The following is a 26779-nucleotide window of genomic DNA, read 5'->3' as shown; positions in this document are numbered from 1 at the left end:
ATGAAAGCACTGGCAAAGCTCGAACGCGGCCCCGGCCTCACGCTCACGCGCGTGAAGCGTCCGGAAGTCGGCCACAACGACGTGCTGATCAAGATCCGCCGCACGGCGATCTGCGGCACCGACATCCATATCTGGAAGTGGGACGACTGGGCGCAGAAGACGATTCCCGTGCCGATGCACGTCGGTCACGAATATGTCGGCGAGATCGTCGAGATGGGGCAGGAAGTGCGCGGCTTCGCGATCGGCGATCGCGTGTCCGGCGAAGGCCACATCACGTGCGGTTTCTGCCGCAACTGTCGCGCGGGGCGCCGGCATCTGTGCCGCAACACGGTCGGCGTCGGCGTGAACCGCGAAGGCGCGTTCGCCGAGTATCTGGCGATTCCGGCGTTCAACGCGTTCAAGATTCCGCCCGAGATCTCCGACGATCTCGCGTCGATCTTCGATCCGTTCGGCAACGCGACGCACACGGCGCTGTCGTTCAACCTCGTCGGCGAAGACGTGCTGATCACCGGCGCGGGCCCGATCGGCATCATGGCCGTCGCGATCGCGAAGCACGTCGGCGCGCGCAACGTCGTCATCACCGACATCAACGACTACCGGCTGGAACTCGCACGCAAGATGGGGGCGACGCGCGCCGTGAACGTCGCACGCGAGTCGCTGCGCGACGTGATGTCCGACCTGCACATGACCGAAGGCTTCGACGTCGGCCTCGAAATGTCGGGCGTGCCGAGCGCGTTCACGAGCATGCTCGAGGCGATGAACCACGGCGGCAAGGTTGCGCTGCTCGGCATTCCGCCCGCGCAGACGGCGATCGACTGGAACCAGGTGATCTTCAAGGGGCTCGAGATCAAGGGCATCTACGGTCGCGAGATGTTCGAGACCTGGTACAAGATGGTCGCGATGCTGCAGAGCGGCCTCGACCTGTCGCCGATCATCACGCATCGCTTTGCAGCCGACGATTACGAGAAGGGCTTCGCCGCGATGTTGTCTGGTGAAAGCGGCAAGGTGATTCTCGACTGGACGGCCTGAGTGCCGAAGGGGCGGTGCGGCGTGTTCGTTGCCTGCCCCGTTTTTGTTTTACGCCTGCGTTCGCGAGTCGAAATACGCGAATCCGGGCTCAAGGTGAGATTATTCGGGAGCTGTGTTTGCACGCCGAATCGCGACGCGATCGCACATCGGTGACCTGCAATCGCTCGTTCACTTCACCTGTCGACAGTCGCGTCACTTCCCGCCATCCCGCCGTTCGGCACCTGCTCCCCTCTTCCGAGCACTTCCCTGTTGGTGTGCCGCGTGATCATTCGTTACGCAGCCCGTGCGATGCCGTGCCGACTCGCGGCATCAACCGTGAGCCTTCAGCCGCGTTGCGACTCACTCATGCGCGCGGCGATCGACATCAATCGACGTCGATCGGTGCGCAGACGGCTACTTGATCCGTTCACCGTTCAACCCCCGCGGGTCGAGCTGAAGACTCAACACGACGAGCCAGCGCTTCGGACACTGCGGCGCGACGTCGACCGGGTCGCCGTGCGCGCCGGGAGCGGTGACGAACCCGTGTTGCGCCGCGTATTGATACGCGCGCAACGCATCCGCCTGCAGCCAGAAGCTGACGAGCGCGCACGTCACGAAGCGGAACAGCAGCACCGTCGAGGCATCCGGTGCGAAACCGGCTATCACCAGCAGGTTTTCGAACGCGAACGCCAGCGCTTGCGCGACCGCGATCGTGAGGATCGTCAGCTTCAACACCCCGCGCAGCCGCCGCGCCGCACGCAAGCGAGCCTGCCGGGTGGCGAACCGGGTGTGATCGTCGCCGCCTTCGCGCTTCGGCATATCGCGTTTCATGACGCCGCACCGACATGCCGCGCGACGTCGATCTGCGTCGTGTCACCGGTAACGGCAACGATGCGAGCGTCCGTGACGCTGACGGATTTGCACAGGATCGTGCTGTCGTAGTTGTGCTCCGGAAAGCGCATCACGTCGACCGGTTGAAATCCTTCGCGGCGATAGAAATCGATGAGCCGGATCGCCGCGTATGGCGCGTCGAGTGCGAGGTGCGTTGCGCCGCGCGCGGCGGCTCGCCGTTGCGCGAACGCGAGCAGCGCACGGCCGATACCGCGATCCTGCCAGACGGGATCGACCGCCAGTTGGCCGAGCGTCGCGACGTGCCGGCTGCGGTACGGATCGCAGCGGGAATCGGGATCGTGCGAGCGCATCGTCATCGTCGCGACCAGGTGCGCATTGCCGAGCGCGACGAAGCATTCGCCGGTGAGCACGCGTTCGCGCGTCGCCGAGGCCGGCTGATCGACGCACGGGCAGTTGAAACCCAACGCGCCGAGCGGTGCGAAGGCGCGATGCAGCAGCGCGGTCAACGCATCGTACGAATCGTTGCGCGGGTCGAAGCGCCGCACGACGACGCGGCCATCGAGCCGCTTGGCATAAGCCGCATAGGCACGCGCGGGGCGCGCGGTTTCCGGTCGCTGCATGATGTCCTTTCGCCCAGACAGGGTGACCGAAGTGTAGTGAGCGTCGTGTGTTCGCTTCAAGAAAAAATGTCGTAAACGCGGCGGGCTGCGTCGCGCGGCCAGGCCGCGATTCAGCCCTCTCGCCGACAGGGCTTTTTCACGTGGGTGTTGACGATGGAGAACGATCGTTCTACCGTAAACCCATGAACACACCTCACGACCCCTCCGGCGAACCGGGCGTTCGCGACCGGCTGCTCGATGCGGCCGAAGCGCTGATCTATTCAGGCGGCATCCATGCGACCGGCGTCGATGCGATCGTCAAGCGATCCGGCGCGGCACGAAAGAGCTTTTATTCGCATTTCGAATCGAAAGAGGCGCTGGTGGTGGCCGCGCTCGAACGTCGCGACGAGCGCTGGATGCGCTGGTTCGTCGATGCGACGCTGGCGCGCGGCAAGGCGCCGCGCGTGCAGTTGCTCGGCATGTTCGACGTGCTGCGCGACTGGTTCGGGCAGCACGATTTTCATGGCTGCGCGTTCCTGAACGCGTCGGGCGAGATTGCCGATGCCGACGATCCCGTGCGCGTCGTCGCGCGTGAGCACAAGGCACGCCTGCTGGCATTCGTGCGCGAGCGCTTCGATGCGTATGCCGACGAAACGGGAATCGAGCGCCGCGGGCTCGCGCGCTTGGCGCGCCAGTGGCTCGTGCTGATCGACGGCGCGATCGGCGTGGCGCTCGTGACCGGCGATGCAAGCGCTGCGCGCGATGCGCGAGCAACGGCCGAACTGCTGCTCGACGCGGTATCGCGGTAGTCGAAGCAGCGAATCCGAACCGGCTGCGGGCGTCCGCGGCCAGAACCTCAACAGGAGCACCCCATGTCCGCTTCCCCCGAAGTCCGTCCGCCCGTTCCGCCCTTCACGCTCGAAACGGCACGCCAGAAGGTGCGTGCCGCCGAGGACGGGTGGAACACGCGCGACCCGCAGCGCGTGTCGCTCGCCTATACGCCGCAAAGCCGATGGCGCAACCGTGCGGAATTCGTGACCGGCCGCGACGAGATCGTCGGGCTGCTGCAGCGCAAGTGGACGCGCGAGCTCGACTACCGGCTGATCAAGGAGCTGTGGGCGTTCGACGGCAACCGCATTGCGGTGCGCTTCGCATACGAATGGCACGACGACGCCGGCAACTGGTTCCGTTCGTACGGCAACGAAAACTGGGAGTTCGACGAAAACGGCCTGATGGCGCATCGCCACGCGAGCATCAACGACCTGCCGATTCGCGAGCAGGATCGTCTCTATCACTGGCCGCTTGGCCGTCGTCCGGACGATCATCCGGGGCTGTCCGATCTCGGGCTGTGACGGGCGCGTCGACTCGACGGATCGGCGCATGCATCACCGGGTCTCAACGGTGAGGAAATTCGGGAGTTGATGCGCTGAAGGTGAGATTTTTCGGGACGAGGTGAAATGTCGCGTCGGACTGTGTGCTGCAAGCCGTTCGACGCGGCATCGTCCCGGGCAAAGCGGACAGGTCGCACACGTTGCCAGCGTGTGACGCACGTATCGACATGCAACGGTGTGCTTCACCGCGTGATGCCTCTCACCGATCGCACAGGGTTGGCAGTGGATTGGCGATCGGTGTGCACGCGCGTGATGTGCAACTCACCGATCGCGTTCGTGTCGACACCGGAGCGTGCGAACCGTGCGCGTTGCGGCGTGACGTTGCTCACCGCTCGACTGCATCGCGCACGAATCGAAATTCATACGAGTGCGCAAACGCATTGCGTGTTGCTCACCGCACGCGATTCCCGCAGTCGCTGCCCGACGCGTGCGATCGCGCCGGGCGTGATCGTCAGCCCGCGATCCGCGCGGCGATCGCTTCGCCCACTTCCTGCGTTCCCGCGTTGCCGCCGAGATCGCGCGTATGCGGCCCCGTGCGCAGCACGTCCTCGATCGCGGCGACGATCGCATCGTGCGCTTCGCGTTCGCGGCCCGCGCCGTTGCCGAGGAAGTCGAGCATCAGGGCCGCCGACCAGATCATCGCGACCGGGTTCGCGATGGACTGCCCCGCGATGTCGGGCGCGGAACCGTGCACGGGTTCGAACAGCGACGGAAACTTGCGGTCGGGGTTCAGGTTCGCCGACGGTGCGATACCGATCGTGCCGGTACAGGCCGGCCCGAGATCCGACAGGATGTCGCCGAACAGGTTCGACGCAACGACGACGTCGAAGCGGTCCGGCTGCAGCACGAAGCGTGCACACAGGATGTCGATGTGCTGCTTGTCGACGGCGATGTCGGGATAGCGTTCGGCCATCTCGGCCGTGCGAGCGTCCCACCACGGCATGCTGATCGCGATGCCGTTGCTTTTCGTCGCGACGGTGAGGCGCTTCGCGCGCCGCTGCGCGAGTTCGAACGCGAATTTCAGCACGCGCTCGGTGCCGTGACGCGTGAAGATCGACTGCTGCATCACGATCTCGCGATCGGTGCCTTCGAACATCGTGCCGCCGACCGACGAATACTCGCCCTCGGTGTTCTCGCGCACGATCATGAAATCGATGTCGCCCGCGCGGCGGCCGGCGAGCGGCGACGGCACGCCGTCGAACAGGCGCGCGGGCCGCAGGTTGATGTACTGGTCGAACTCGCGGCGGAATTTCAGCAGCGAGCCCCACAGCGAAATGTGATCGGGGACGGTCGCGGGCCAGCCGACCGCGCCGAACAGGATCGCGTCCATGCCCGACAACTGCGCCTTCCAATCGTCGGGCATCATCTTGCCGTGCTGCACGTAGTAGTCACAGCTCGCCCAGTCGATCTCGACGAAGTCGAAGCGCACGCCGAAGCGTGCGGTCACGGCATCGAGCGCGCGCAGGCCCTCGGGCATCACTTCACGGCCGATGCCGTCCCCGGGAATGACGGCGATCCGGTAAGTCCTGTCGTTCATGCGAGTGCTCCTCCTTCATCGTGGGTCGGGCCGCTGCCGGGGTGACGCGCAGCGGATCATGGCGCCATTCTATTTATTTCCATCCGGATTAAAATCGCGCGAAGGGTTAATCGACTTTCCACGAATCGTGAATAAATCGCCGAATCTCGACGACCTGCGCGTGTTCAGCCTGGTCGTCCGCCTGACCAGCTTCAGCGCGGCCGCCGAGCAGCTCGCGGTGTCGCCCGCCTATGTCAGCAAGCGCATCGCGTTGCTTGAGGCGCAGCTCGGCACGCGCCTGCTGCATCGCTCGACGCGCCGCGTGACGGTCACGGAAGCCGGCGAACGCGTGTACGCGCGCGCCGAGAAGATCCTCGACGACGTCGATCATCTCGTCGAGGACGTGTCGACCACGCGTACGGTGCCGCGCGGCACACTGCGCATTTCGAGCAGCTTCGGCTTCGGCCGGCATATCGTCGCGCCGGCGCTGCTCGACTTCACCGCGCGCTATCCGCAGCTGAACGTGCGGCTCGATCTGTTCGACCGGCTCGTCGATGTCGCGGGCGAAGGCTACGACCTCGACGTGCGCATCGGCGACGAGATCGCCGATCACCTGATCGCGCGCCGCCTCGCCGCGAACTACCGCGTGCTGTGTGCATCGCCCGACTATCTCGCCCGGCGCGGGTCACCGCGCTCGCTCGCGGATCTCGCGTCGCACGACTGTCTGGCCATCAAGGAGCGCGATCACCCGTTCGGCGTGTGGCGGCTGAACGTGCGCGGCGAAACGGCAACGGTGAAGGTCGGCGGGACGCTGTCGACGAACCATGGCGAGGTGGCCGTGCAATGGGCGCTGGCCGGGCGCGGCATCGTGTTGCGCTCGATCTGGGAAGCCGGACCGCTGATCGAACGCGGTGCGCTGTGTCGTGTGCTGCCGGACGCCATCCAGCCCGCGAACATCTGGGCGGTGTATCCGGAACGCGTCGCGGCGTCGGCGAAAGTGCGCGTATGCGTGGATTTTCTGGCGGAGACGCTGGCCGGCTTGAATGCCGCAGCGGGTGACGAGATAGCCTGAAATCGGCGAAAGGTGAGATTTTACGGGGGCATGTGCAGGACATCGGCAGGCCCCCGTTTCCGGCTCGCCACCGCGTCGCGAGCCGGTGGCGTTCAGCCGGCACCGACGCATCAGCGGCCGCGATGTGTCGGGCCAGCCGGCGAGGTGCCCGCACGCGGCTTACGCCGCTTTCGCCGCCCCCACCGCGTCAAGCATCAGGTCGAGATTCTGCACGGCCGCACCGGATGCCCCTTTGCCGAGATTGTCGAACACGGCGGACAGCAGCACCTGGCCGTGTTCGGCATTGACGAACACGCCGAGCCGCAGGTCGTTGGTGCCGTTCAGCGCTTGCGGATCGAGATGCGTGATCGCTTGCGTTTCCGCGAGCGGCGTGACGTCGACGTGACGCGCGCCGGCGTAATGGTGCGCGAGACACGCATGCAGTTGCTCACCGGTCACGCCGGCCGGGAGCAGGCGCAATTCGATCGGTATGGTGAGCACGATGCCTTGCCGATAAGCACCGTACGCCGGCACGAACAACGGGCGGTGCGCCAGACCGGCGTGCAGCTGGATCTCGGGCGCATGCTTGTGCGCGAGTGCGAGGCCGTAGATCTGCAGCGGCTTCGCGTGCGAAGCGCCGTCCGATTCGAAGGCGTCGACGGCCGCCCGCCCGCCGCCCGAGTACCCGGAGACGGCATGGATGCTCACCGGGTAGTCGCGCGGCAGCAGGCCGGCCTGTTGCAGCGGCCGCAGCAGCGCGATCGCGCCGGTCGGGTAGCAGCCCGGATTGGTGACGCGCCGCGCATGTGCAATCGCCTGCGCGTGCCCGTCGGCCATCTCGGGAAAGCCGTAGACCCAATCCGGCTGCGTGCGATGGGCCGAGCTCGCGTCGATCACGCGCACCGCCGGATTGCGGATGAAGCCGACCGCTTCGCGCGCGGCCGCGTCGGGCAGGCACAGGATCGCGATGTCGGCTGCGTTGATCGCTTCGGCGCGCCGCACGGGATCCTTGCGCTCGGCGTCCGGCAGCGTGACGAGCCGCAAGTCGGTGCGCCCGTGCAGGCGCGCGTGGATCTGCAATCCGGTCGTGCCTTGATCGCCGTCGATGTAGACAGTCGGGTCGCTCATGATGGTCGCACTCCTTGCGTTCGGTCGGCAGTAAAACCGTATCGTCCATCGAACGCCTAGAATAGGAAAAGTTGAATTTACTGACTGCCAGATTCAGCTTTACTGAACGAAGGGGGAAGGATGCGGGAGATCAGCCTGGACCGCCTGCGCACGCTGGTCGCAATCGCGGACCACGGTTCATTCGTCGCCGCGGCGCAGCTGCTTCATCTCGCGCCGCCGACCGTCAGTCTTCACGTTGCCGAACTGGAAAGCCGCGTCGGCGCGCCGTTGCTGTCCCGCACGCGTGGAAACGTGCGGCCGTCGCCGATCGGTGAAGTGCTGGTGGAGCGCGCGCGCCGCCTGCTGGCGGAAGTTGAATCCACGCTGGACGATGTGCAGCGACAGGTGCAGGGGCTGACCGGACGCGTGCGTCTCGGCGCGTCGACCGGGGCGATCGCGCACCTGTTGCCGCAGGCGGTGGCCCGGTTGCGCGAGCAGCATCCGGACATCGATGTCCAGATCGCAGTGCTCACGTCGCACGACACGCTGGCGCGCATTGCGCAGGGCACGCTCGATGTCGGGTTGGTGGCGCTGCCGCAGACGGCGGTCGCGGGGCTGTCGATCCGCGCGTGGCGGCGCGATCCGGTGATGGCGTTTCTGCCGGCGGACTGGCCGCTTCCGGCGCGCGTGACAGCCGGCTACCTGGCCGCCCGCCCGCTGATTCTCAACGATGCGACCACGCGGCTGTCGCGGCTCACGACGGAATGGTTCGCGCTCGGCGGCCATCGGCCCGAGCCGCGGATCGAACTCAACTACAACGATGCGATCAAGAGCCTGGTCGCGGCGGGTTACGGCGCGACGCTGCTGCCGCACGAGGGCGGTGCCCCGCTACCCGATGCACGCATCGTCATGCGGCCGTTGCGTCCGGCGTTGTGGCGGGAACTGGGGATTGCCCATCGGGCGGGACCGGTCGAGCGTGCGACGCAGCACGTGCTCGACGCGTTGTGGGCGCTGAAGGCGCGATAGCGCGTGGAACGATGCGGGATAGCCGGTGCGGCGGTTCGTGCCGGGCGCACCGGCGCATCCGCCGCGCGCCGTTTCAGAGCCGATTGTCCTTCGCGAGCGTCAGCACGCGCGCCCAGCGTTGCGCATCGCGCTTGTCCATCATCGGCAGCTTCCATTCGCTGCGCACCGTATCGCGCACGTGCACGACGAGATGCCAGCGGCCACCGATCGGCGCGGCCTGGCAGCCATCGAGCTGCGACAGCGTATAGCGGCCGTCCGCGCCGTCGTGCGACAGCCACAGCAGCCCCTGCGTCGCGGACACGCGCAGCTCGCCCCACGCGCGATGCACGACGTGGGTCCAGCCTTCTTCCTTCGTGTTCGGTGCGATGTCGCGGCGGCGCTTGATCCACCAGGCGATCAGCGCGATCAGGATCGCGGCGGCGAGCACGGCGGTCGCGATTGCGACCGGCTGGCCGAACTGCGCGGCGATGACGTGAAACAGGTGAACCGCGCCCCATCCGGCAGCGATGAGCGCGAAGAGTGCGATAAAAATCGGCATGTCGAATCGGAGAAGAGGACGGACCGGCGCAGGCATCGCGCCGATCCGTCGCGCACGGCATTACCGCTTGCGGTGAATGTCGTGCGTCACGAAGCCCGAGTCGTTGTTGGGCAGCGCGAGGCCGTCCTTGACTGCGAGCGTCTTGCGGATGTCGTCGAGACCTGCGGACCAGTGGTCGCGCATCGTCGACAGACCGAACTGATAGTCCTTGTAGTGATGCTCGTAAGCCTTCTGCTGATAGATCAGGTGCTGGATGTTGTACTTCTTGCTGCACGACATCGCATCGGCTTCGACACACCACGGATCGGCCTTGCGCTGCTCTTCCGGCACCTGGTCGAGCACGTGGCGCAGCACGTTGCGGTAGCGCTGTTCGCGCTGCAGCGTGTCGGTGACGAAACGCGTGCGGCTCGAATACTGCACGTCTTTCGTGCGCTCGGCGACATCGGCCATCGAGCGCGGCAGTGGCCCGCGCGCGCTCCACAGATCGACCTGGAACGCGAGCGTGTCGCGGCGCGGCCGGGCGCGCAGCACTTCCATCAGCGGCGTGTTTGACACGACGCCGCCGTCCCAGTAGTACTCGCCTTCGATCTCGACCGGCGGGAACGCGGGCGGCAGCGCGCCGGACGCCATGAAGTGCTCGGGCGCGAGGCGGGTGCGCGTGTTGTCGAAGTACACGAAGTTGCCGGTGCCGACGTTGACCGCACCGACCGACACGCGCGTCTCGCCCGAGTTGATCCGGTCGAAATCGCACAGCTTCAGCAGCGTCGCGCGCAGTTGCGACGTGTCGTACCAGCTGATCTTCTCCGGATGATCGGACACGCCCGGCACCGGTGGCGGAAAGCGCGGCACGAAGAATCCCTGCTGGCCCTGCATCATCGCGCTCGCGGCCTGTGACGCGGTGAAGAACGTGCGGATCTGGTCGATGCTGTTGAACAGCGCGAATTCGAATGCGGCCGGAACCGTCGGGAAAAACGCCGGCTTGCAGATCGTTTCCCAGAACTCGCGCAGCCGCTCGACGCGATGCTCGGGCGCATTGCCCGCGATCAGCGCGGTGTTGAGCGCGCCGATCGAGATGCCCGCGATCCAGTCGAGCGGAACGCCCGCCTCGTGCAGCCCTTCGAACACGCCGGCCTGGTACGCGCCGAGCGCGCCGCCGCCTTGCAGGACGAGCGCGATCGTCTCGTACGGCAGCGTGCGCGCGGCAGTCGGTGCGCCGGCCTCGTGATGCAGGTCCGCCGCATCGACGGCCTGTTTTTCTGTTCGGGCGTGCGGTTTCATCAGTTCTCCGAGAAATCCCGCCATGGATGGCGGAGACGGATGGCGTGACGTCCACGGACGGCACGCCATCACGAGTAATGAGAATAGGCGGTGATGCGGGAATCGCCTCCCTGTCGGGAGGCGGGGACGTTACTGCATGAACCAGCCGTGGCTGACGATGAACGACTGGCCCGTGAGCGCGGCGCTCGGGAAGGCCGACAGGAACAGCACCGTCTGCGCGACGTCCTGTACCGTCGTGAACACGCCGTCGACCGTGTTGCCCAGCATCACCTTCTTGATGACTTCCTCTTCGCTGATCCCGAGCTCCTTCGCCTGCTCCGGAATCTGCTTGTCGACCAGCGGCGTGCGCACGAAGCCCGGACACACGACGTGCGAGCGCACGTTGTGCTTCGCGCCTTCCTTCGCCAGCACGCGGGCCAGGCCGAGCAAGCCGTGCTTGGCTGTCACGTAGGCCGACTTCAGCGGCGACGCTTCGTGCGAGTGCACCGAACCCATGTAGATCACGACACCGCCGCGATCATCCTTGTACATGTGCTTGAGCGCGGCCTTGGTGGTCAGGAATGCGCCGTCGACGTGGATCGCCTGCATCTTCTTCCAGTCGGAGAACGAGTAGTTCTCGATCGGGTTGACGATCTGGATGCCTGCGTTCGACACGAGGATGTCGATCGAACCGAACGCTTCGGCCACCTTGTCGATCCCGCTGTTCACGGCTTCCTCGTTCGTCACGTCCATCGCGACGCCGATCGCCTTGCCGCCCGCCTTGACGATCTCGTCGGCAACGGCGTTCGCGCCGTCCTGGTTCAGGTCGGCGATCGCGACGGCCGCGCCCGCCTTCGCGAGCTCGAGTGCGATTTCCTTGCCGATGCCGCTCGCGGCGCCCGTGACGACTGCGGTCTTGCCATTCAGGTTGCTCATGTTCGAATTCCCGTGGTGTAAGGATTGACTGGGAGAAAGGACTGCGGACGTGTTACTGAGCCAGGTAATCGTAGACGACTTCGCCGAGGCCGAGTGTCAAATCCGCGACGATGTGGCGGGCTTCGACGATTTCGAGCACCGGCAGGTCGGCCACCGGCGCAAGCGCGTGCGGCGCCAGCTCGAGCGATGCGGGGCCTGTCCACGCGCCCTTCATCTTGATGTCCTGCATGTAGTAGCGCACCAGTTCGCAGACGCGCGCGGTGCCGTCGACGTGCGGAATGATCTTCAGCAGGAAATTGGGACCGGCGAGACGCTTGGTCTGCTCGTCGATGTCGAGTTCCTTGTGCTTGTAGCCCATCGTGCCGGTGGCGACGCGCACCTTGCCGTAGTCGAGCGTGCCGAGGAGGTGGTCGGTGTTCACGTGCAGCGTGGGCGACGCGAGCTTCTTCGGGAAGCCCCACAGCTCGCGGCCGCCGGCGATCGGCGGGTGATCGTCGAGATACATCGCGAGCGTGTAGCCACCCGGCTGGCCGTTGTATTCAACGGGAATCACCTGGCCGCTTTCGGTGTAGTCGCCGAAGCCGGTCGAATCGGCCATGCGAATGAATTCGTAATGCACGAGCGGCTCGGTGATCTGCAGCGGCTCAGGGACGATTTCGCGGAGACGGTCCGGATCGGTGCGATACGTGATGATCAGAAACTCACGATCGACGAAACGGTACGGGCCCATCGGGAAGGCAGGGCTGGTCAACGGCATCGCAAACGCTTTCGATCGGACATCGCTGGGTTTCATGCGGACTCCTTGTTGTTGATCGCTTCGTGGATGAGTGCTCGTAAGCTCGTAATCCTATGCCTGTGCGTTGCCGTTGTGCGATGCCGCATTTGGAATTAATTGTTGCCGATTTCGAAGAATTCGCAGCGTAAATATTGAGATGAATGACGCAAACGGTCTGGACGACACCCGGCGTCCCGATGTTCGCACGCGTCGATGACGCCACGATGTGAAAAAGGTGAGTCTTTACGGGATGCCGGGTGAGCCTTTCCGGGAGACGGTCGCGCGGAAATGTGACAAATGTGTGAACTTGTGCTGCAGTGCAGGCTCTAAGTGCGTTCGCCGCAGCGGGCTTCATCGCGTGCGGCCTCCGTATTAAGCATTGCTTAAGCGGGTGCGCCTTAGCATCGTTCGTATCAGGCCGGGAAACCGGCCGATTTTTTACGCCCCACGCAACCGGATTCATGCAGACCCTCAATCTCACCCTCTTTTCCGCCATCAACGCCGGGGTTGCGCCGCAGCCGGGCGTTGCCCGCCTCGCCATCTTCGCCGCCGACTGGCTCGTCTATGCGCTGCCCGCGATGCTGTTGCTGACCTGGATCTTCGGCGCGCGCCCGACGCGGCGCCAGGCGATCGAAGCCGGCGTCGGCGTGTGCGTGGCGCTCGCGCTTGCGCAGGTCATCGGGCATTTCTGGTTCTCGCCGCGCCCGTTCATGGCCGGTGTCGGCACGCAACTGATTCCGCACGCGCCGGACAGCTCGTTTCCGAGCGATCACATGACGTTCGCGTGGAGCATGGCGGCCGGGCTGATGCTCGGTGGCACGACCCGGCTCACCGGGTTCGTGATGGCCGCGATGGCCGCGGCGATTGCATGGGGACGTATCTATGCGGGCGTGCACTGGCCGTTCGACATGGCGGGTGGCGTGCTGGTCGGCACGGCCGGCGCACTGGCTGCGCACCTGTACGGGCAGCGCGTGACCGCGCTGCTCGAACGGCTCGGCGATTCGGTGCATGCAGTCGTGATGGGCCGCCGGCACGCGCCGTAAGCGGCAGGCGATCGGGCAGGACGCCGTCAGCCGGGTGTCTTGGCCAATTCGGCCGATGCGGACGGGCCACCGCCCGCATCGTGCAGTTCGGGGGTATCGGCCGGGTGTTGAGCGGCATCGCGGTCGAGTGCGCTTTCCTTCAGGATCGCGCACATCGCGACGAACAGCGCGAGTACCACCGCGGCAAGGCCGCAATAGCCGGCGATCTTCAGGTTGCGAAGGAACGGCGAAGCGTGGCTTTCTCTGGTCATGACCGGGCGCTCCTGGGCGGGCTGCGGCGGCTGTCGCCCGACAGCGGCGTCGCACACACAGATATATACCAGCCGCGATAGCGGTGCCAAGCCCGCTGGTGCGCCGACGCCACGATTGTGACATCGGCCGGTCGACCTCAACCGGGTACCCCTTTGCCGGGTACCCGCATCCCGCCTCAGTCTTCCAGCGTTTCGTGCACGGCCGCCGCGCCGCGCTTCCAGTAGGCCGCCGCGCGGATGCGCGACTTGTCGACGCCGCGCTCGCCGGTCAGGTGCTGGCGTACCGCACGCATCGACAGCGCTTCGCCAGCCGCCCACACGTAGCCGTCGCCGGACGGCGGCAGCGGCAGGTCGCGCACGGCATTCAGCAGCAGGTCGCCGTCCGGTGTGTCGGTTTCAGCGCGGAAGCGCCAGATCTCATGTACGTCGGCGCGCGTGTCGAACGCGATCTGCGCGGTGCGATCCGCGACTTCCATCACGACGGCCACGCGCGCACCGGCCGGCAATTCCTCGAGACGCCGCGCGACTGCCGGCAGCGCCGTATCGTCGCCAATCAGCAGGTGCCAGTCGAAACCGGTCGGGACGACGAACGAACCGCGCGGGCCGCCGATGCCGAGCCATTGGCCGACGCGTGCCTGCGTGGCCCACTGCGACGCGGGGCCCGGATGGTTCAGTACGAATTCCAGATCGAGTTCGCCGGCGGCGCGGTCGAAGCGGCGCGGCGTGAAGTCGCGCGCGACCGGCTTCGGTTCGCCTTCCGGAAACTCGGGGCCGTTCGCGCCGAGCGTCGGCAGCGCGGGCCGCTCAGCACCGGGCGGCGGGAAAAATACTTTCACGTGATCGTCGAACGACGCGGATTCGAAATCCGCGAGATCGGGGCCGCCGAGCGTGACGCGCAGCAGGTGCGGCGTCACGGCGTGCACGCGCAGGACCTGCAGCAAGCGGAACTTGAGGGTGTGGCGCACGCGGGTCACGGTGCGGTCGGATGTGTTCTGCATCAATCCGTTCTCCTTGGGTTTTAACGGGGTGGCGCGGCTTACGCGCCGGTGCCGCCTTCGATTTCGGCCGTCGCGCGGCGCATGATGGCCGCGATGCGCCGCTGTTCGGTGGCGTCGGCGGCGCTCTTGTGCAGCAGCGCGCGCTTGAGGGCGACGCGCGCCTCGACGAACTCCGGTAGCCAGCCTGCTTGCGCGTCGTCCTGCGCTTCGTTGCCCGCCGATTCCCCGGCGAACGCGCGGCGCATGAACTCCATCTTGCGTGCGAGGTGCGTGAGGCGCGCGAACAGCGTGTCGACCCGTTCGCGCTGGGCGTCGAGATGCGTGCGGCCGGCGTCGGTCAGCGCGTAGCGCTTGCGGTTGCCTTCCGCCTGCGACGCGACGAAGCCGACTTCTTCGAGATACGTGAGGGCCGGGTACACCATGCCGGGGCTCGGGCTATAGAAACCGTTCGAACGCGTGTCGAGCGCCTTGATCAGCTCGTAGCCGTGGCTCGGTTGCTCGGCGACCAGCGCAAGCAGCAGCAGCTGGAGATCGTCGGAGCTGAACTGGCGGCCGCGCGGCATGCCGTCGTCGCCGAAATCGCCAAAGCCGCCGCGCCCGCCACGGCCACCGAACGGGCCGCCACCGAACGAATCGTGGCCGCGACGGTGGCGGCCGATCGCGTACCAGAGACCGGCGAACCAGTCGGGGCGGGCATGCGCACCATGACCGTCGCATCGGGCATGGCCGCGGGAGGGGGGGTGTCGCATGATCGTGTCCTATATATCGTAAAACATATCTAAAGATATATATCGAAAGATAGGTCGTCAAGGGGATTTATTGGGGCTGGATGGTTGGGCGGCACGTTGCGGCGGTCATGTAGGTTCTCGATGAATGTGAGCTCTTTCTCGCATATTGATTGCGAGAATTGGTAGTTTTTCTCTATCGACTCATCGCTGAGGGCTAACCGCTTGTGCGCGAAGCGCCTCCGCCGTCGTTAGTACGGGCGAGAATTTTTCCGTCATTCATCAGACCGCACGCTGGTGATCAAGCTCTGTACTCGATGCGGATGAGCAGTAGGGGATTCGCATCTGGGGCGGGCACAACTATCGGTGGCAGAGGGCGACTGACAATTTGTCGACGAATCGTGGGCCCGAGCAAGACAGAACTCGGCCCTTGAGCGCCTGGCCTTCAACGGTCCAGCTTTGCGAGGGCAGTTCAAAGGACTCCTTTCCTGAAAGCCCACGGAACGCAGCAGAAAGTCGTGACGTCTATCGCCACAGAGCCATCCATCGTCGAGCGACGTGGATGATCGTTCCGCTTCCATTCCACGGGAGAAATCAACATGACACTCATGCACAAGCTGTCCCTCGCGGCACTGCTTTCCACGCTGCCGTTCGTCGCCTCTGCACAAGGGACTCAACTGACGGACCCGCAGATCGCGGCGATCGTTGTGACGGCCAACCAGGTCGACATCGATGCCGGCACCCTTGCGGAAAACACGACACATACGAAACCGGTCAAGAACTTTGCCGAGTTGATGGTCACAGATCACACCAATGTGAACAAATCGGCGGTCGCGCTCGCGACCAAGCTGAACCTGACACCGGAAACCAACGCGACGAGCGACGCGTTGAAGAAGGAGGGCGATGACAACGTCGCCGCGCTCAAGGCGCTCAAGGGCCACGCATTCGACAAGGCCTACGTCGATCACGAGGTGGCCTATCATCAACAGGTGATCGATGCGATGGACAAGACGCTCATTCCGTCGGCGAAGAACGACGAACTGAAGGCGCTGCTGGTGAAGGTGCGGCCGGCGTTCGTTGCACACCTCGAGCATGCTCGCGCGTTGCAATCGACGCTCGGCAGCGGCAATGAGAAGAAGTCCTACTGAGCCCGGGCGCTCGACGGCGCGGCGCGCCGTGTGCCGGATCGTCGCGGCGGCGGCGCTGGCGCTCGCGGCCGCGGACGTCGCCGCCGGCACGACGCACCGGATCATCATCGAAGGCATGCGTTTCAACCCCGCCAGCCTGACGGTCGAGCGCGGCGACACGGTCGTCTGGGTCAACAAGGATCTCGTCGCACACACGGCCACGGCCGCCGGCGTGTTCGATTCGCATGAAATCGCACCCGATGCTTCGTGGACGTATGTCGCGAATGCACCGGGCCGCCACGCGTATATCTGCACGTTTCATCCTACGATGAAAGCGACACTGACCGTGAAGCGCAAACCATGATGCACATTGCGGGCCATCCCGAACCGAACCTCTTGCCGCTTTCGGAAGAAGACGACCGTACGCTTGTTGCGCGCGTCGCGAGCGGCGAGCGCGCTGCGTTCGAACAGCTGATGCGCCGCTACAACCGGCGGCTCTACCGGCTTGCTCGGGCGACATTGCGCGACGACGCCGAAGCCGAGGATGCGCTGCAGGAGGCTTACCTGTCGGCGTTCCGCGCGATCCCGCGTTTTCGGGGCGACTCGTCGGTGTCGACCTGGCTGTCGCGGCTCGTGCTCAACGAGTGCTTTACGCGTCAGCGCCGCGGTGCGCGGCGCGATACGATCGCACCGATGGTCGGGCTGTCGGCGATCGCCGACGTCGAGCGGGAAATCATGGATGCAGACCAGAACGAATCGCCGGACCGGGCGCTGATGCGAACCGAGCTGCGTGCATTGCTGGAGCGCAAGCTCGATGCATTGCCAGAAGCGTTTCGCATTGTGTTCGTGATGCGATGCGTCGAGGAATTCAGCGTTGAGGAAACCGCCCAGTGCCTCGGCATACCCGAGGCGACCGTGCGCTCGCGGCATTTCCGGGCAAGGAGCCTGCTGCGCGAGTCGCTCGTACGGGAAATCGACCTGGCCGAGCGCGACGTGTTTTCGTTCGACGGGGAACGCTGCGACCGTATCGTGCTCGTGGTGCTGGCGGGAATCGGTCCGGCTTGACGCTCGGCGGCGGCGCCAACAGCCGATAGACTGCTGATCGTTTCAGATCGATCGGGGAGATATTGCGTGACACGGGATGTCACCAATCTTCGTCGCCGTCACGTCGTCGCGCCCGGCGGCACCGTGCTGGCCGGGTTTTCGACGCGCCCTGCTTCCATCACACGCAGCACCAGCCGGCCGCCGATATCCTTCAGCGGAAAGTACGAGCGATGCCAGGGGCAGGTGGGCGCTGTGCCGCTCGCGCTTCGCGTGGCCCCGTCCGATCGCAATGTGGACGACGTCGGCGCCTACGTTCGACGGTGTGAAGCCTGCGGCATTGTCGAGGCCCTCGCCGTGCGCGCGCATGATCCCCACGTCCTGCTGGATGACGGAATGCGTGTAGAGGTGCAGCAGCGATTTCCGCGCGCGCAGCACCGCGGCCGGCAAAGCAAAGCGGGAAGTGATGTACGTATGGACGCGCGATCGGCTGCAGTGTGCCGCTCGACGCGCTGTTCGCGTCCGTCACGCTGTTGATCTGCGTCGCTGCCGAGTCGGTCACGACGATCCGACAGCCGGCATCCCGCGCGCGGCAATCGGCGCGATTCTCGCGCATGCCGATCGCGGCGCCGGCACACCCGCATTCGCCGCCGACGAACACGCCGCGCGCATGTGCATGTGAATCCTGCATTCGGTGCACGGATGTCCCAGCGCCGCCAGAACCCGCGTCCTACAGTGGGCCAGATATGCCGATCCGCCTTTCAGCGCGGGATCGGCCTTTAATCTGGAGACAGCCACATGACAGCCGAGTACACCCTTCAACACCGGATCGCGGGCGACGCGTGCGACGCCGTGCAGGGAGAGTGGTTCGAGAAATTCGAACCGTGCACCGGACACCTGCTTGCGCGCGTGGCGGCCGGCACCGGCGCCGACGTCGACCGGGCCGTACGCGCGGCCCGTGCGGAATTCGACGGCGGGCACTGGAGCCGGTTGTCCGGCGCGGAGCGGGCGAAGCTGCTGAACCGGCTGGCCGACCTGCTCGAACACGACGCGGAACGCTTCGTCGAGCTGCTCGCGCGCGAACAGGGGCGCCCGGCCATGGAAGTGCGGATGATGGACCTGCCGATGTCGATCGACACGCTGCGCTACTTCGCCGGATGGGCGGACAAGCTCGAAGGCCGCCAGATTCCGACCGGCGGCTTCATGGGGCGCCCGACCGTCAACTACACGGTGCGCGAGGCGGTCGGCGTCGCCGGCCTGATCGTGCCGTGGAATGCGCCGCTGATGATCGCGTGCTGGAAGCTCGCGCCCGCTCTTGCGGCCGGCTGCACGGTCGTGATCAAGCCGTCGGAGGACGCGCCGCTCGCGGTCGGCGCGCTGGCGGACCTGGCCGTGCAGGCGGGCTTTCCGCCGGGCGTCGTGAATCTCGTGCACGGCATCGGCGCATCGGTCGGCGCCGCGCTGGTCAATCACCCGGGCGTCGACAAGATCAGCTTCACCGGCAGCACCGAGGTCGGCCGCACGATCGCGCGCGAAGCCGGCGCGCAGTTCAAGCGGCTGACGCTGGAACTCGGCGGCAAGGCGCCGCAGATCATCTTCGACGACGCGAATCTCGAGCAGGCGATCGCCGGCGTCGCGATGGGATTGTTCGTCAACCAGGGGCAAACCTGCGCGGCCGGCTCGCGCGTGCTGGTGCAGCGCCGTCACTACGATGACGTGGTCGGCGCGCTCGCGCACGCGGCGCGGTCGATCAGGGTCGGCACGCCGTTCGACCCGGCGACGCAGATGGGCGCGCTGATCAGTGCCCGCCATGCCGATCGCGTGAAGTCGCATATCGCAGCGGCGCTTCGCGACGGCGCGACGATGGTCGCGGGCGACGAGCCGGTGCCGTCGCAAGGCTTCTTCGTGCGGCCGACGGTGTTCGCGAACGTCGATCCGGCGATGCGCATCGCGCGCGACGAAGTGTTCGGGCCGGTCGGCACGATCATTCCGTTCGATACGGAAGACGAGGCCGTCGCGCTGGCGAACGACACCGTCTACGCGCTGTCCGCGTCGCTGTGGACCCGCGATCTCGCCACCGCGCACCGCACCGCCGCCCGTCTGCGGGTCGGCGCGGTCGCGGTGAACGCGTGGAGCCCGCTCGACGCGCGGCTGCCGTGGGGCGGCTTCAAGGACAGCGGTGTCGGGCGCGACCTGTCGCAAAGCGGGCTCGATGCGTACCTGGAGGAGAAGGTCGTCACGATCGCGATGTAGCCGCGCACGCTTCGGCACGGAGACACCACAACAACAAGATGGCGGGCATTGCGTTGCTTGTCCGCCTATCCCACTCGACAGACACATGACTACTCAAGACCTGACCTTCGATTACGTCGTCATCGGCGCGGGTTCCGCCGGTTGCGTCGTGGCCGCGCGGCTGATCCAGCAGAATGCCGGTTCGGTGTTGCTGCTGGAGGCCGGCACGCGCGACGACAATCCGTTTCACCGGATTCCGGGCGGCGTGATGCAGGTGTTCCAGAAGAAATCGTGGCCCTACATGACCGAGCCGCAGCCGAACGCGAACGGCCGCAGCATGATCATCGCGCAGGGCAAGGTGCTGGGCGGCGGCAGTTCCGTCAACGGCATGATCTATATCCGCGGGCAGCGCGAGGACTACGACGACTGGGCAACGCAGTGGGGATGCACGGACTGGCGCTACGACGACGTGCTGCCGTATTTCAGGAAGGCGGAAGCGAACGAAAGCCTGGGGCCTGCGTATCACGGCCAGACGGGCCCGCTGCCCGTCAGCGAGAACCGCTATCGCCATCCGTTGACGGCCGCGTTCATCCGGGCCGGGCAGGAAATGGGGTTGCCCTACGTCAACGATTTCAACGGCGAAGTGCAGCAGGGCATCGGCTATTACCAGACGACGACGCGCAACGGCGAACGCGCGAGCACCGCGCAGACCTATCTGGCATCGGTGCGCAACGACGCGAAGCTGAAGGTCGTGACCGGCGCGCTCGTGCACCGGATCCGGACCGATGCGGGGCGTGCGGTCGCGGTCGAATTCAGCGAGGGCGGCAATGCGCCGGTGTCGGTGCGCGTGCGCAACGAGGTCGTCGTGAGCGCGGGGGCGATCGGGAGTCCGAAGGTGCTGATGCTGTCCGGCATCGGGCCGGCGGAGCATCTCGCCGCGCTCGGGATCGATACGGTTGCTGCATTGCCGGCCGGGCAGAATTTCCACGACCATCTGCACATGTCGGTACAGGCGTCGATTCGCACGCCGACGAGCCTCTACGGCGAGAACACGGGGCTTCGCGCGATGCGCCATTTCCTGCAATGGAAGTGCTTCAGGAGCGGCCTGCTGACCAGCAACATCCTCGAAGGCGGTGCCTTCATCGACACGCAGGGCACCGGGCGGCCCGATGTCCAGTTCCATTTCCTGCCGCTGCTCGACAATTTCGACAATACGCCGGGCGAAAAGCCGCCGGCGAGCGAGCACGGCATGTCGGTCAAGGTCGGCCATCTGCAACCGAAATCGCGCGGGCAGGTGCGGTTGCGCAGCAAGGATCCGGCGGACCTTCCGACGATCGATGCGAATTTCCTGAGCGACCCGGCCGACCTCGACGGCCAGATCCGGGCCGTTCAGGCCGGGCTCAGGATCCTGCAGGCGAAGGCGCTCCAGGCGCACGTGAAGGAAATCGTCGCGCCGGCCCGGATCGATCCGGACGATCTGCCGGCGCTCGAGCGATTCGTGCGGCAGGACATCAAGACCGTCTATCACCCGGCCGGCACCTGCAGGATGGGCACGGATCCGCGCACGTCGGTCGTCGACCAGAAGACGCTGCGCGTACACGGCTTCTCGAATCTGCGCGTGATCGATTGCTCGGTCTGCCCGCAGGTGCCGAGCGGCAATACCAATGCGCCGGCGATCATGATCGGCGAACGCGGCGCCGATCTGCTGGTCGGACGATGAAACGGGCGGCGCAGGGATGACCTGCGCCGCCTTCGCGTCGGGCGATGCCGACGCGAATCCGTTCGAATCAGAGCGGAAACACGGCCTTGAGCCAGAACGCCGCGCCTTCCGGGCGGTTTCTCACATCGGTTTCCATCTGGTATTTGGCGGTCACGAACCAGCCCTTCCCGCTGTCGTACTTGATCGACGGGCCGATCGCGAACGAACGGCCGCGATTGCCGGCGATGGTGTGCCCGGCCTGCGAATCGTCCGTCATCTGCCGGTAGACATAGCCGCCCGCGCCGACCGTCAGCCCGTTGCCGAAACCCCAGCCCGCCGAATAGTCGACGATGAATTCCTGGCCGGACTGGTAGTCCGTCGCGTGGTTGCGCTGGTTGAAGGTCCACATGAGCTTCGCGTCGAACACCGGCCCGGTACGGCCGCCGTACGAGATGCCGGCGATCGGCTGGATCGCCCAGTAGTTCCGGCCGATGTTGGCCTGGTCGCTTTTGTCGTAGCGGCCCGTCGGCGCGAAGAAATCGACGGCGAGCAGCGTGTGCAGCGTCGGCGTGACGTGCCAGCCGAGCGCCGGCCCGAACGTCATGTCGCCGACGCCGGTCCGCCGTTGCGATTGCCCGCCCGCGTGCACGTCGAGCGTGACGAGCGGAAGCAGCGCATGCATGGCCAGCGACGCGCCGGCAAACGTGTAAGGCGTCACCCACACGATCCGCGGCGTCACCGAATAAGCGGTGATGCTGAAGTCCGGCGGCGCGACGTTGCGGCCGTCGTTGTCGCGCAGTTCGCCGGCGTGATAGCGCTCCGCGTAGATCAGCGCATAGAGCCCCGGCGGCGGCAGTGCGCAGCACAGGTAGCCTTCCGCCCCGGTCGGGTAGACGGAGCCGCCGCCTTCGGTTGCGTGAGCGCCGTGCGCGACCGCGAGCGCGGACAGCATCACGGAAAGGAATCGTCGTTTCATCGTTTGTCTCCTCCTGCGGCGCGTGAGCGGCCGCCGTTTGTCTTTGGGCGGGGGGCGTGGCGGCATGGGCCGGTTGCGTGAAGCCCGGCCGAAAGCCGGTTTCCGCCCGTCAGCAGGGTGCCGCGCCAGTTTTCCGCTCGCATGTGTTTGCGTGCAGAGCCATCAGGAGTGCGGTGCATCTAGGTGAAATCTTTACTGCGTCAGGTAGCGTTCCGGCCGCGCATGGGAGTTGTGCGAATGTTCTTTTGCGTCGACGCGCCGTACGCTACGATCCGATCCCCTCTCATCGACGCTTGCCGAGCGTGTCGCCGTACACGAGCGGAAGTCGGGCGAGTCGATCGTCGTGCCCGCTGCATGCGCATGCAGGCGGCCAGGCAATGGACGTACTTGAAAGCCGGATATTTCTGGAGGCGAACGTCATGATCGATTCGGGATCGCATCCGCCGCTGCGGGAGGGCGCGCTATCGTGCTGGTCGGAGCAGATCCGGCATCGGTTCTTTCCGCTGGAGCTCAACGCCGGCGCGTCCGGCGAATTCGACGCTAACGTCGACGTGTTCGATCATGCGCGCTGCCGCGTGGCGCGCATTTCGGCAAGCGCGCATAGCGCCTCCATCGGGCGCGACGCCTGCAAGACGCTGAAGCATCGCTACGTCAAGGTGATCTGGCAACTGAGCGGCGTGGCGAGACTCGAGCAGGGCGCGTGCGAAGTGGTCGTGCCGCCAGGGCATTTCACGCTTTACGAGGCGAGCAGCCCGTACTGGATTCAAAGCGACGCGCATGGCGAATTCGTCACGATGCTGTGCGAAGTGGCCGATCATGACGCGCTGCTGACGTTGGCCCGGCACGCGATCGGCCGCGCGATGCCGACGACGGGCGGCGCGGCCGTGGCGCTCGCCAGCCTGCAGGCGATGATTGGCGAAGGCCGGCGCATGAATCCGCGCAGCCGCTTCGGCGTGCTGGAACTGGTGGCGACGTTGCTCGCCGAGGCGATCGATTTCACGGACGGCACGGCGCCGGCTTCGCGGCGCAAGATCCGCGAGACGTTGCTGCGCGACGCGCAGCAATACATTCATCGGCATCTGGATGACGGCGAACTGTCGCCCGATCGCATTGCGGCCGCATTGAAGGTGTGCCGTCGCACGCTTTACCAGGCGTTCGAATCGATCGGCGAGCGGCCGCAGGCAATGATCCAGCGCCTGCGGCTCGAGAAGTGCCACGAAGTGCTGTCGCAGACCGGCGCCGACGGGGCGAGCATTACGCGTCTCGCGCTGCAGTCGGGGTTCTCCGATCCGGCGTATTTCGCGCGCCTGTTTCGCAGGCGCTTCGGGGTCACGCCGTCGCAATGTCGGGATGCTGCGATGCAGGATGGCGGCGCCGAGGAATCGTTGGGGTAGCAGCGGTTGCGTGCCTCCATGCTTCGCGATCGGGATGGGTGGGTGGCCGGCCGCGTGTAACGACAAGGGCGGCAGGGGGCTGGCACCGCCCCCGCGTTGTCAGGCGAGCCGGCCGCAGGATCGCCGACAGGACTCGCCGGAGCGACGGCCTAGAACCGCGTGCTGAACCCGATCCGCGCGATCGACTGCAGTGCGCCGCTCGACGCGCCGTTCGCATCCATCACGCCGTTGATCTGCGCGTTGCTGCCGTGGTTCGCGCGCTGATGCACGCCCGCCACGTACACCATCGTGCGCTTCGACAGCCAGTACTGGACGGCGGCCAGGAACTGGTGCGCGTGCGCGTTGTCGAGCGTGTCGTTGCCCTTCATGTACGTGTAGCTCGCGCCGATCACCCATGCCGGCGACGGTCGCCATGCGGCGCCGGCTTCCGCCGACCACGCGCCCGCGCCGTTCTGCGCGTTGCGCACGGTCGTGAAGAGCGCTTTCCCCGTGACCGTGCCGAGCGTGTAGTGCACGCCCGCGCCCCAGTTGCGCACGCTGGTCGGCGGCAGCCCGTCCGTCGCGCCGTACTTCTGGTTCGTATAGGCCGCGCCGGCGCCGAACGGGCCGTTGTCGTAGCTCGCGCCGACGCTGACCGTGTTGTTCGCGCCGACCGACCCCGCGACGTTCCCGAAACCGTACAGCGCGCCGAAGGTCAGGCCCGACAGCGACGGGCTCGTGTACTTGACCGAATTCGCGACGCGATTGCTGCCCGCGACGCGATCCCAGTCGAATGCGCCGGTCGGGTTGTTCGGCAGCGCGAGTTTGTCGAACGGGCCATTGCGAAAGCCGTACAGGCCGACGAGATCCTGCGCGATCTCGTTGCCGCTCGCGGCCAGCGCATCGACCATGAACTCGTACTGGTTGCCAAGCGTCAGCTTGCCGTAGCGGTCGTTTTCCACGCCGACATAGGCCTGGCGCGCGAACAGCCCGCCGCCGATGATCGAGCCGTTGCCGAGCGAATACTGGTTGACGAGCCGGAAGATCGCGCGCGTGCCCGCGCCGAGATCCTCCTTGCCTTCGAAACCGAGCAGGTTCGGGAAGAAGATGTTGTCGTCGAACTTCGCGGCACCGTGGCCGCCTTGATTGCTGACATAGCTGATGCCGGCATCCATCAACCCGAACATCGTCACGCTGCTCTGCGCGAACGATGCGGCGGGAAGGGCGCATGCCGCAAGCGCCAGAAGGGTCTTTTTCGTCATCTCCAATGTGCTCCTCACATGTTTCCGATCGGGTCGGATATTTTTGATTGGACTACTGATTGATATGAACAAACCTGAACCGGAGAATCCCGGTTCAGCGGCAACCGAAAGAAACCGGTGCGCGGCGGGCATCGTCAGCAATCGCACGCCCGCCGATGCCCGTTGAACAGCGCGCTAGACCGTCGAATACCCGCCATCGACCGGCACGATCGCCCCGGTCACGAATGACGCACCGGGCGAGCACAGGAACAGGATCACTTCCGCGACTTCGTCGGCCGTGCCCCAGCGCCCGAGCGGCGTGCGCTCGAGGATGCGGCGCGACGCCTGCGTGTCGGCCATCAGGCCGCTGCTGAGCGGTGTGTCGATCCAGCCGGGTGCGACCGCATTCACGCGAATGCCGCGATCGGCCCACGCCTGCGCAAGCGAGCGCGTGAGCTGCGCGATGCCGCCCTTGCTCGCGCTGTACGCGGGGCGGTCCTTGCTGCCGAAGTACGTGTACATCGACGCGACATTGACGATGCTGCCGCCGTGTGCCGACAGCGCCGGCCGTGCGGCGTCGGATGCGCGCATCACCGACGTCAGGTTCACGTTCAGCACGCGCTCGAACTGGTCCATCCGGTACTCGTCCGCGTGCCGGCTGATGCCGACGCCGTTGACGAGCACGTCGAGCCGCGGCAGCGCCGCGATCGTGCGCGTCAGCGCATCGCTGTCGGTCACGTCGAGTGCCACGCACCGGATGCCCGCATGCACGGGCGCATGCGGGCCGGCCGCATCGAGCCCGAGCGCGACGACCGACGCGCCGGCTTCCGCGAAGCGCAGCGCCGTGCGCGCACCGATGCCCGATGTGCCGCCCGTCACGACGACGGACTGTCCCTCAAACGCCCACTGACGACTCATGCTCGACACTCCCGATGGTATGTGCGCGACGGGCCGGCCGTTGCGCGGGTGAAACGAGGATCTTGATCTGCGCGCGGTCGGCGAGCAGCGCGTCGAAGCCGTCGGCGACGGCTTCTTCGAGCGACACGGTGCGCGTGACGATCGACGCGAGGTCGAGCGCGCCCGACGCGACGATACGCAGCAGGTCTTCGTACGCATGCCGGTAGCCGACGCTTGCCGTGAACGTCAGCTCGTCGTTGACCGCGCGGAACGCGTCGAAGCCGGCATGCGGCATCAGCCCGACCATCACGACGCGGCCGCCTTTGCGCAGTGCCTGCATCGCCGATTCGAACGTGGCCGGCAGCCCGGCCGCTTCGAAACTCGCGTCGACGCCGAGCCCGCCCGTGGCCGCGCGGATCGCGTCCTGCAGCGCGGGGGCACCGAGTGCCCGCGCATCGAACGTATGCGTCGCCCCGAAGCGCGCGGCTGCCGCAAGCCGTTCGGGCGACACGTCGACAGCCACGATCGTCGTCGCCCCCTGCAGCTTCGCGAGCATGATCAGCAGCAGGCCGATCGGCCCGAGCCCGAACACCGCGCAGGTCTCGCCGAGCCGCAGCTCGCCCCGCCGCAACGCGTGCAGCGCGACCGCGGCCGGTTCCATCACGGCGGCCTGTTCGAGACTGACGCCGTCCGGCAGGCGATGCAGCATGTAGGCCGGCACGACCGCGAAGTCGGCCATCCCGCCGTCGCCCATCAGCCCGGCGAAGCCCATCGACACGCACAGGTTGTACGACCCCGAACGGCAGTACGCGCACTGGTGGCAGCGATACTCGGGCTCGACCGCGACGCGATCGCCCGCGCGCAGCGCCGTCACGCCGTCGCCGACTTCGACGACGGTGCCGCAGAACTCGTGGCCGAGCGTCAGCGGCGCGGTGCGGCGCGACAGCGGATGCGGCGTGTCGACCGGTATCGCATGCGGGCCGTCCGCATATTCGTGCAGGTCGCTGCCGCAGATCCCGCAATACGCGACTGCGATGCGCACGTCGCCGGGGCCGACGCGCGGCGTGTCGATTTCCACGAGACGGACGTCGCGCGGGCCATGCCATTGAAGTGCCCGCAT

General features: G+C 66.3%; 28 protein-coding genes. 13 read left to right on the top strand and 15 right to left on the bottom strand.

Annotated features, from left to right (window positions below):
- The gene (gene tdh / locus LGN19_RS17715) at nucleotides 1–1029 is read left to right on the top strand and encodes an L-threonine 3-dehydrogenase (RefSeq protein WP_011356765.1); all 1029 of its coding nucleotides are present in this window, start codon (nucleotides 1–3) and stop codon (nucleotides 1027–1029) included.
- 393 nt (nucleotides 1030–1422) lie between these two features.
- Here the strand turns inward: tdh and LGN19_RS17710 are convergent, their stop codons facing one another.
- On the bottom strand, nucleotides 1423–1839 hold the full coding sequence (locus LGN19_RS17710; RefSeq protein WP_226216310.1) for a hypothetical protein: 417 nt from the start codon (nucleotides 1837–1839) through the stop codon (nucleotides 1423–1425).
- The gene (locus LGN19_RS17705; RefSeq protein ID WP_226216462.1) at nucleotides 1836–2480 is read right to left on the bottom strand and encodes a GNAT family N-acetyltransferase; all 645 of its coding nucleotides are present in this window, start codon (nucleotides 2478–2480) and stop codon (nucleotides 1836–1838) included. The genes LGN19_RS17710 and LGN19_RS17705 overlap by 4 nt, the downstream gene beginning before the upstream one ends.
- Before the next feature lie 182 nt (nucleotides 2481–2662).
- On the opposite strand from LGN19_RS17705, the gene LGN19_RS17700 reads away from it, so the two are divergent.
- Together LGN19_RS17700 and LGN19_RS17695 are read left to right on the top strand one after the other, a co-directional pair.
- Nucleotides 2663–3268 carry a TetR/AcrR family transcriptional regulator gene (locus LGN19_RS17700; RefSeq protein WP_226216308.1) on the top strand — a complete coding sequence of 202 codons (606 nt, stop codon included), beginning with the start codon at nucleotides 2663–2665 and terminating at the stop codon, nucleotides 3266–3268.
- Nucleotides 3269–3331: 63 nt separating this feature from the next.
- Nucleotides 3332–3811 (top strand): DUF1348 family protein, encoded by a 480-nt coding sequence (locus tag LGN19_RS17695; protein WP_069250362.1) that lies wholly within the window; start codon nucleotides 3332–3334, stop codon nucleotides 3809–3811.
- Nucleotides 3812–4301: 490 nt separating this feature from the next.
- Here LGN19_RS17695 and LGN19_RS17690 read toward each other — a convergent pair whose 3' ends face one another.
- On the bottom strand, nucleotides 4302–5387 hold the full coding sequence (locus tag LGN19_RS17690; protein ID WP_122948374.1) for a tartrate dehydrogenase: 1086 nt from the start codon (nucleotides 5385–5387) through the stop codon (nucleotides 4302–4304).
- Between the two features lie 127 nt (nucleotides 5388–5514).
- Between LGN19_RS17690 and LGN19_RS17685 the strand changes: the two genes are divergently transcribed.
- Nucleotides 5515–6438 carry a LysR substrate-binding domain-containing protein gene (locus tag LGN19_RS17685; RefSeq protein ID WP_226216460.1) on the top strand — a complete coding sequence of 308 codons (924 nt, stop codon included), beginning with the start codon at nucleotides 5515–5517 and terminating at the stop codon, nucleotides 6436–6438.
- A gap of 159 nt (nucleotides 6439–6597) precedes the next feature.
- Here LGN19_RS17685 and argC read toward each other — a convergent pair whose 3' ends face one another.
- Nucleotides 6598–7545, bottom strand: coding sequence for an N-acetyl-gamma-glutamyl-phosphate reductase (gene argC / locus LGN19_RS17680; RefSeq protein WP_226216306.1), 948 nt, complete (start codon nucleotides 7543–7545; stop codon nucleotides 6598–6600).
- A 120-nt stretch (nucleotides 7546–7665) separates the two neighbouring features.
- On the opposite strand from argC, the gene LGN19_RS17675 reads away from it, so the two are divergent.
- Nucleotides 7666–8550, top strand: coding sequence for a LysR family transcriptional regulator (locus LGN19_RS17675; RefSeq protein ID WP_122948377.1), 885 nt, complete (start codon nucleotides 7666–7668; stop codon nucleotides 8548–8550).
- Nucleotides 8551–8623: 73 nt separating this feature from the next.
- Here LGN19_RS17675 and LGN19_RS17670 read toward each other — a convergent pair whose 3' ends face one another.
- The 4 genes from LGN19_RS17670 to LGN19_RS17655 all read right to left on the bottom strand — a co-directional run bounded on the left by LGN19_RS17670 (nucleotide 8624) and on the right by LGN19_RS17655 (nucleotide 12074).
- Nucleotides 8624–9088, bottom strand: coding sequence for a hypothetical protein (locus tag LGN19_RS17670; RefSeq protein WP_226216305.1), 465 nt, complete (start codon nucleotides 9086–9088; stop codon nucleotides 8624–8626).
- Nucleotides 9089–9148: 60 nt separating this feature from the next.
- On the bottom strand, nucleotides 9149–10366 hold the full coding sequence (locus tag LGN19_RS17665; RefSeq protein WP_164462759.1) for a patatin-like phospholipase family protein: 1218 nt from the start codon (nucleotides 10364–10366) through the stop codon (nucleotides 9149–9151).
- Nucleotides 10367–10495: 129 nt separating this feature from the next.
- The gene (locus tag LGN19_RS17660) at nucleotides 10496–11281 is read right to left on the bottom strand and encodes a 3-hydroxybutyrate dehydrogenase (RefSeq protein WP_089451531.1); all 786 of its coding nucleotides are present in this window, start codon (nucleotides 11279–11281) and stop codon (nucleotides 10496–10498) included.
- Nucleotides 11282–11333: 52 nt separating this feature from the next.
- Nucleotides 11334–12074 (bottom strand): acetoacetate decarboxylase, encoded by a 741-nt coding sequence (locus tag LGN19_RS17655; RefSeq protein ID WP_122948379.1) that lies wholly within the window; start codon nucleotides 12072–12074, stop codon nucleotides 11334–11336.
- A 443-nt stretch (nucleotides 12075–12517) separates the two neighbouring features.
- On the opposite strand from LGN19_RS17655, the gene LGN19_RS17650 reads away from it, so the two are divergent.
- Complete coding sequence (locus tag LGN19_RS17650) at nucleotides 12518–13099, top strand: undecaprenyl-diphosphatase (RefSeq protein WP_089451530.1); 582 nt, start codon at nucleotides 12518–12520, stop codon at nucleotides 13097–13099.
- A 26-nt stretch (nucleotides 13100–13125) separates the two neighbouring features.
- Here the strand turns inward: LGN19_RS17650 and LGN19_RS17645 are convergent, their stop codons facing one another.
- The 3 genes from LGN19_RS17645 to LGN19_RS17635 form a co-directional block, all read right to left on the bottom strand.
- Nucleotides 13126–13350, bottom strand: a complete 225-nt coding sequence (locus LGN19_RS17645) for a hypothetical protein (RefSeq protein WP_226216303.1) — start codon at nucleotides 13348–13350, stop codon at nucleotides 13126–13128.
- A gap of 176 nt (nucleotides 13351–13526) precedes the next feature.
- Nucleotides 13527–14348, bottom strand: a complete 822-nt coding sequence (locus tag LGN19_RS17640; protein ID WP_174957956.1) for a siderophore-interacting protein — start codon at nucleotides 14346–14348, stop codon at nucleotides 13527–13529.
- A gap of 38 nt (nucleotides 14349–14386) precedes the next feature.
- On the bottom strand, nucleotides 14387–15097 hold the full coding sequence (locus LGN19_RS17635) for a PadR family transcriptional regulator (protein ID WP_226216301.1): 711 nt from the start codon (nucleotides 15095–15097) through the stop codon (nucleotides 14387–14389).
- Between the two features lie 575 nt (nucleotides 15098–15672).
- Here LGN19_RS17635 and LGN19_RS17630 point away from each other — a divergent pair.
- From LGN19_RS17630 to LGN19_RS17605, 6 genes are all read left to right on the top strand, one after another.
- On the top strand, nucleotides 15673–16221 hold the full coding sequence (locus LGN19_RS17630; protein WP_226216299.1) for a DUF4142 domain-containing protein: 549 nt from the start codon (nucleotides 15673–15675) through the stop codon (nucleotides 16219–16221).
- Nucleotides 16202–16564, top strand: coding sequence for a cupredoxin family copper-binding protein (locus tag LGN19_RS17625; protein ID WP_226216297.1), 363 nt, complete (start codon nucleotides 16202–16204; stop codon nucleotides 16562–16564). The genes LGN19_RS17630 and LGN19_RS17625 overlap by 20 nt, the downstream gene beginning before the upstream one ends.
- Nucleotides 16561–17265 carry an RNA polymerase sigma factor gene (locus LGN19_RS17620; protein WP_226216295.1) on the top strand — a complete coding sequence of 235 codons (705 nt, stop codon included), beginning with the start codon at nucleotides 16561–16563 and terminating at the stop codon, nucleotides 17263–17265. Before LGN19_RS17625 ends, LGN19_RS17620 begins: the two co-directional genes overlap by 4 nt.
- A gap of 66 nt (nucleotides 17266–17331) precedes the next feature.
- Nucleotides 17332–17778, top strand: coding sequence for a hypothetical protein (locus tag LGN19_RS17615; protein ID WP_226216293.1), 447 nt, complete (start codon nucleotides 17332–17334; stop codon nucleotides 17776–17778).
- Nucleotides 17779–18039: 261 nt separating this feature from the next.
- Complete coding sequence (locus LGN19_RS17610) at nucleotides 18040–19494, top strand: aldehyde dehydrogenase family protein (RefSeq protein WP_226216291.1); 1455 nt, start codon at nucleotides 18040–18042, stop codon at nucleotides 19492–19494.
- 85 nt (nucleotides 19495–19579) lie between these two features.
- Entirely contained in the window at nucleotides 19580–21193 is a 1614-nt protein-coding gene (locus LGN19_RS17605) for a GMC family oxidoreductase (protein ID WP_226216289.1), read from the top strand.
- Nucleotides 21194–21260: 67 nt separating this feature from the next.
- On the opposite strand, the gene LGN19_RS17600 is transcribed toward LGN19_RS17605, so the two are convergent.
- Complete coding sequence (locus LGN19_RS17600) at nucleotides 21261–22148, bottom strand: transporter (RefSeq protein ID WP_226216287.1); 888 nt, start codon at nucleotides 22146–22148, stop codon at nucleotides 21261–21263.
- Nucleotides 22149–22567: 419 nt separating this feature from the next.
- Here LGN19_RS17600 and LGN19_RS17595 point away from each other — a divergent pair, with 419 nt between their 5' ends.
- A complete protein-coding gene (locus LGN19_RS17595) occupies nucleotides 22568–23542 on the top strand; it encodes a helix-turn-helix domain-containing protein (RefSeq protein ID WP_226216285.1) in 975 nt (324 codons plus the stop codon).
- Nucleotides 23543–23691: 149 nt separating this feature from the next.
- On the opposite strand, the gene LGN19_RS17590 is transcribed toward LGN19_RS17595, so the two are convergent.
- From LGN19_RS17590 to LGN19_RS17580, 3 genes are all read right to left on the bottom strand, one after another.
- On the bottom strand, nucleotides 23692–24783 hold the full coding sequence (locus tag LGN19_RS17590) for a porin (protein ID WP_174957967.1): 1092 nt from the start codon (nucleotides 24781–24783) through the stop codon (nucleotides 23692–23694).
- A gap of 174 nt (nucleotides 24784–24957) precedes the next feature.
- Nucleotides 24958–25680: an SDR family NAD(P)-dependent oxidoreductase gene (locus LGN19_RS17585; protein ID WP_226216283.1), complete on the bottom strand. Its 723-nt coding sequence runs from the start codon at nucleotides 25678–25680 to the stop codon at nucleotides 24958–24960.
- Entirely contained in the window at nucleotides 25658–26779 is a 1122-nt protein-coding gene (locus tag LGN19_RS17580; protein ID WP_226216281.1) for a 2,3-butanediol dehydrogenase, read from the bottom strand. Before LGN19_RS17580 ends, LGN19_RS17585 begins: the two co-directional genes overlap by 23 nt.

The organism is Burkholderia sp. AU30198 (assembly GCF_020419825.1).
Classification (GTDB): Bacteria; Pseudomonadota; Gammaproteobacteria; order Burkholderiales; family Burkholderiaceae; genus Burkholderia.
The sequence above is the reverse complement of the archived record's forward strand: the minus strand, read 5'-3'. Positions and strand labels throughout refer to the sequence as shown.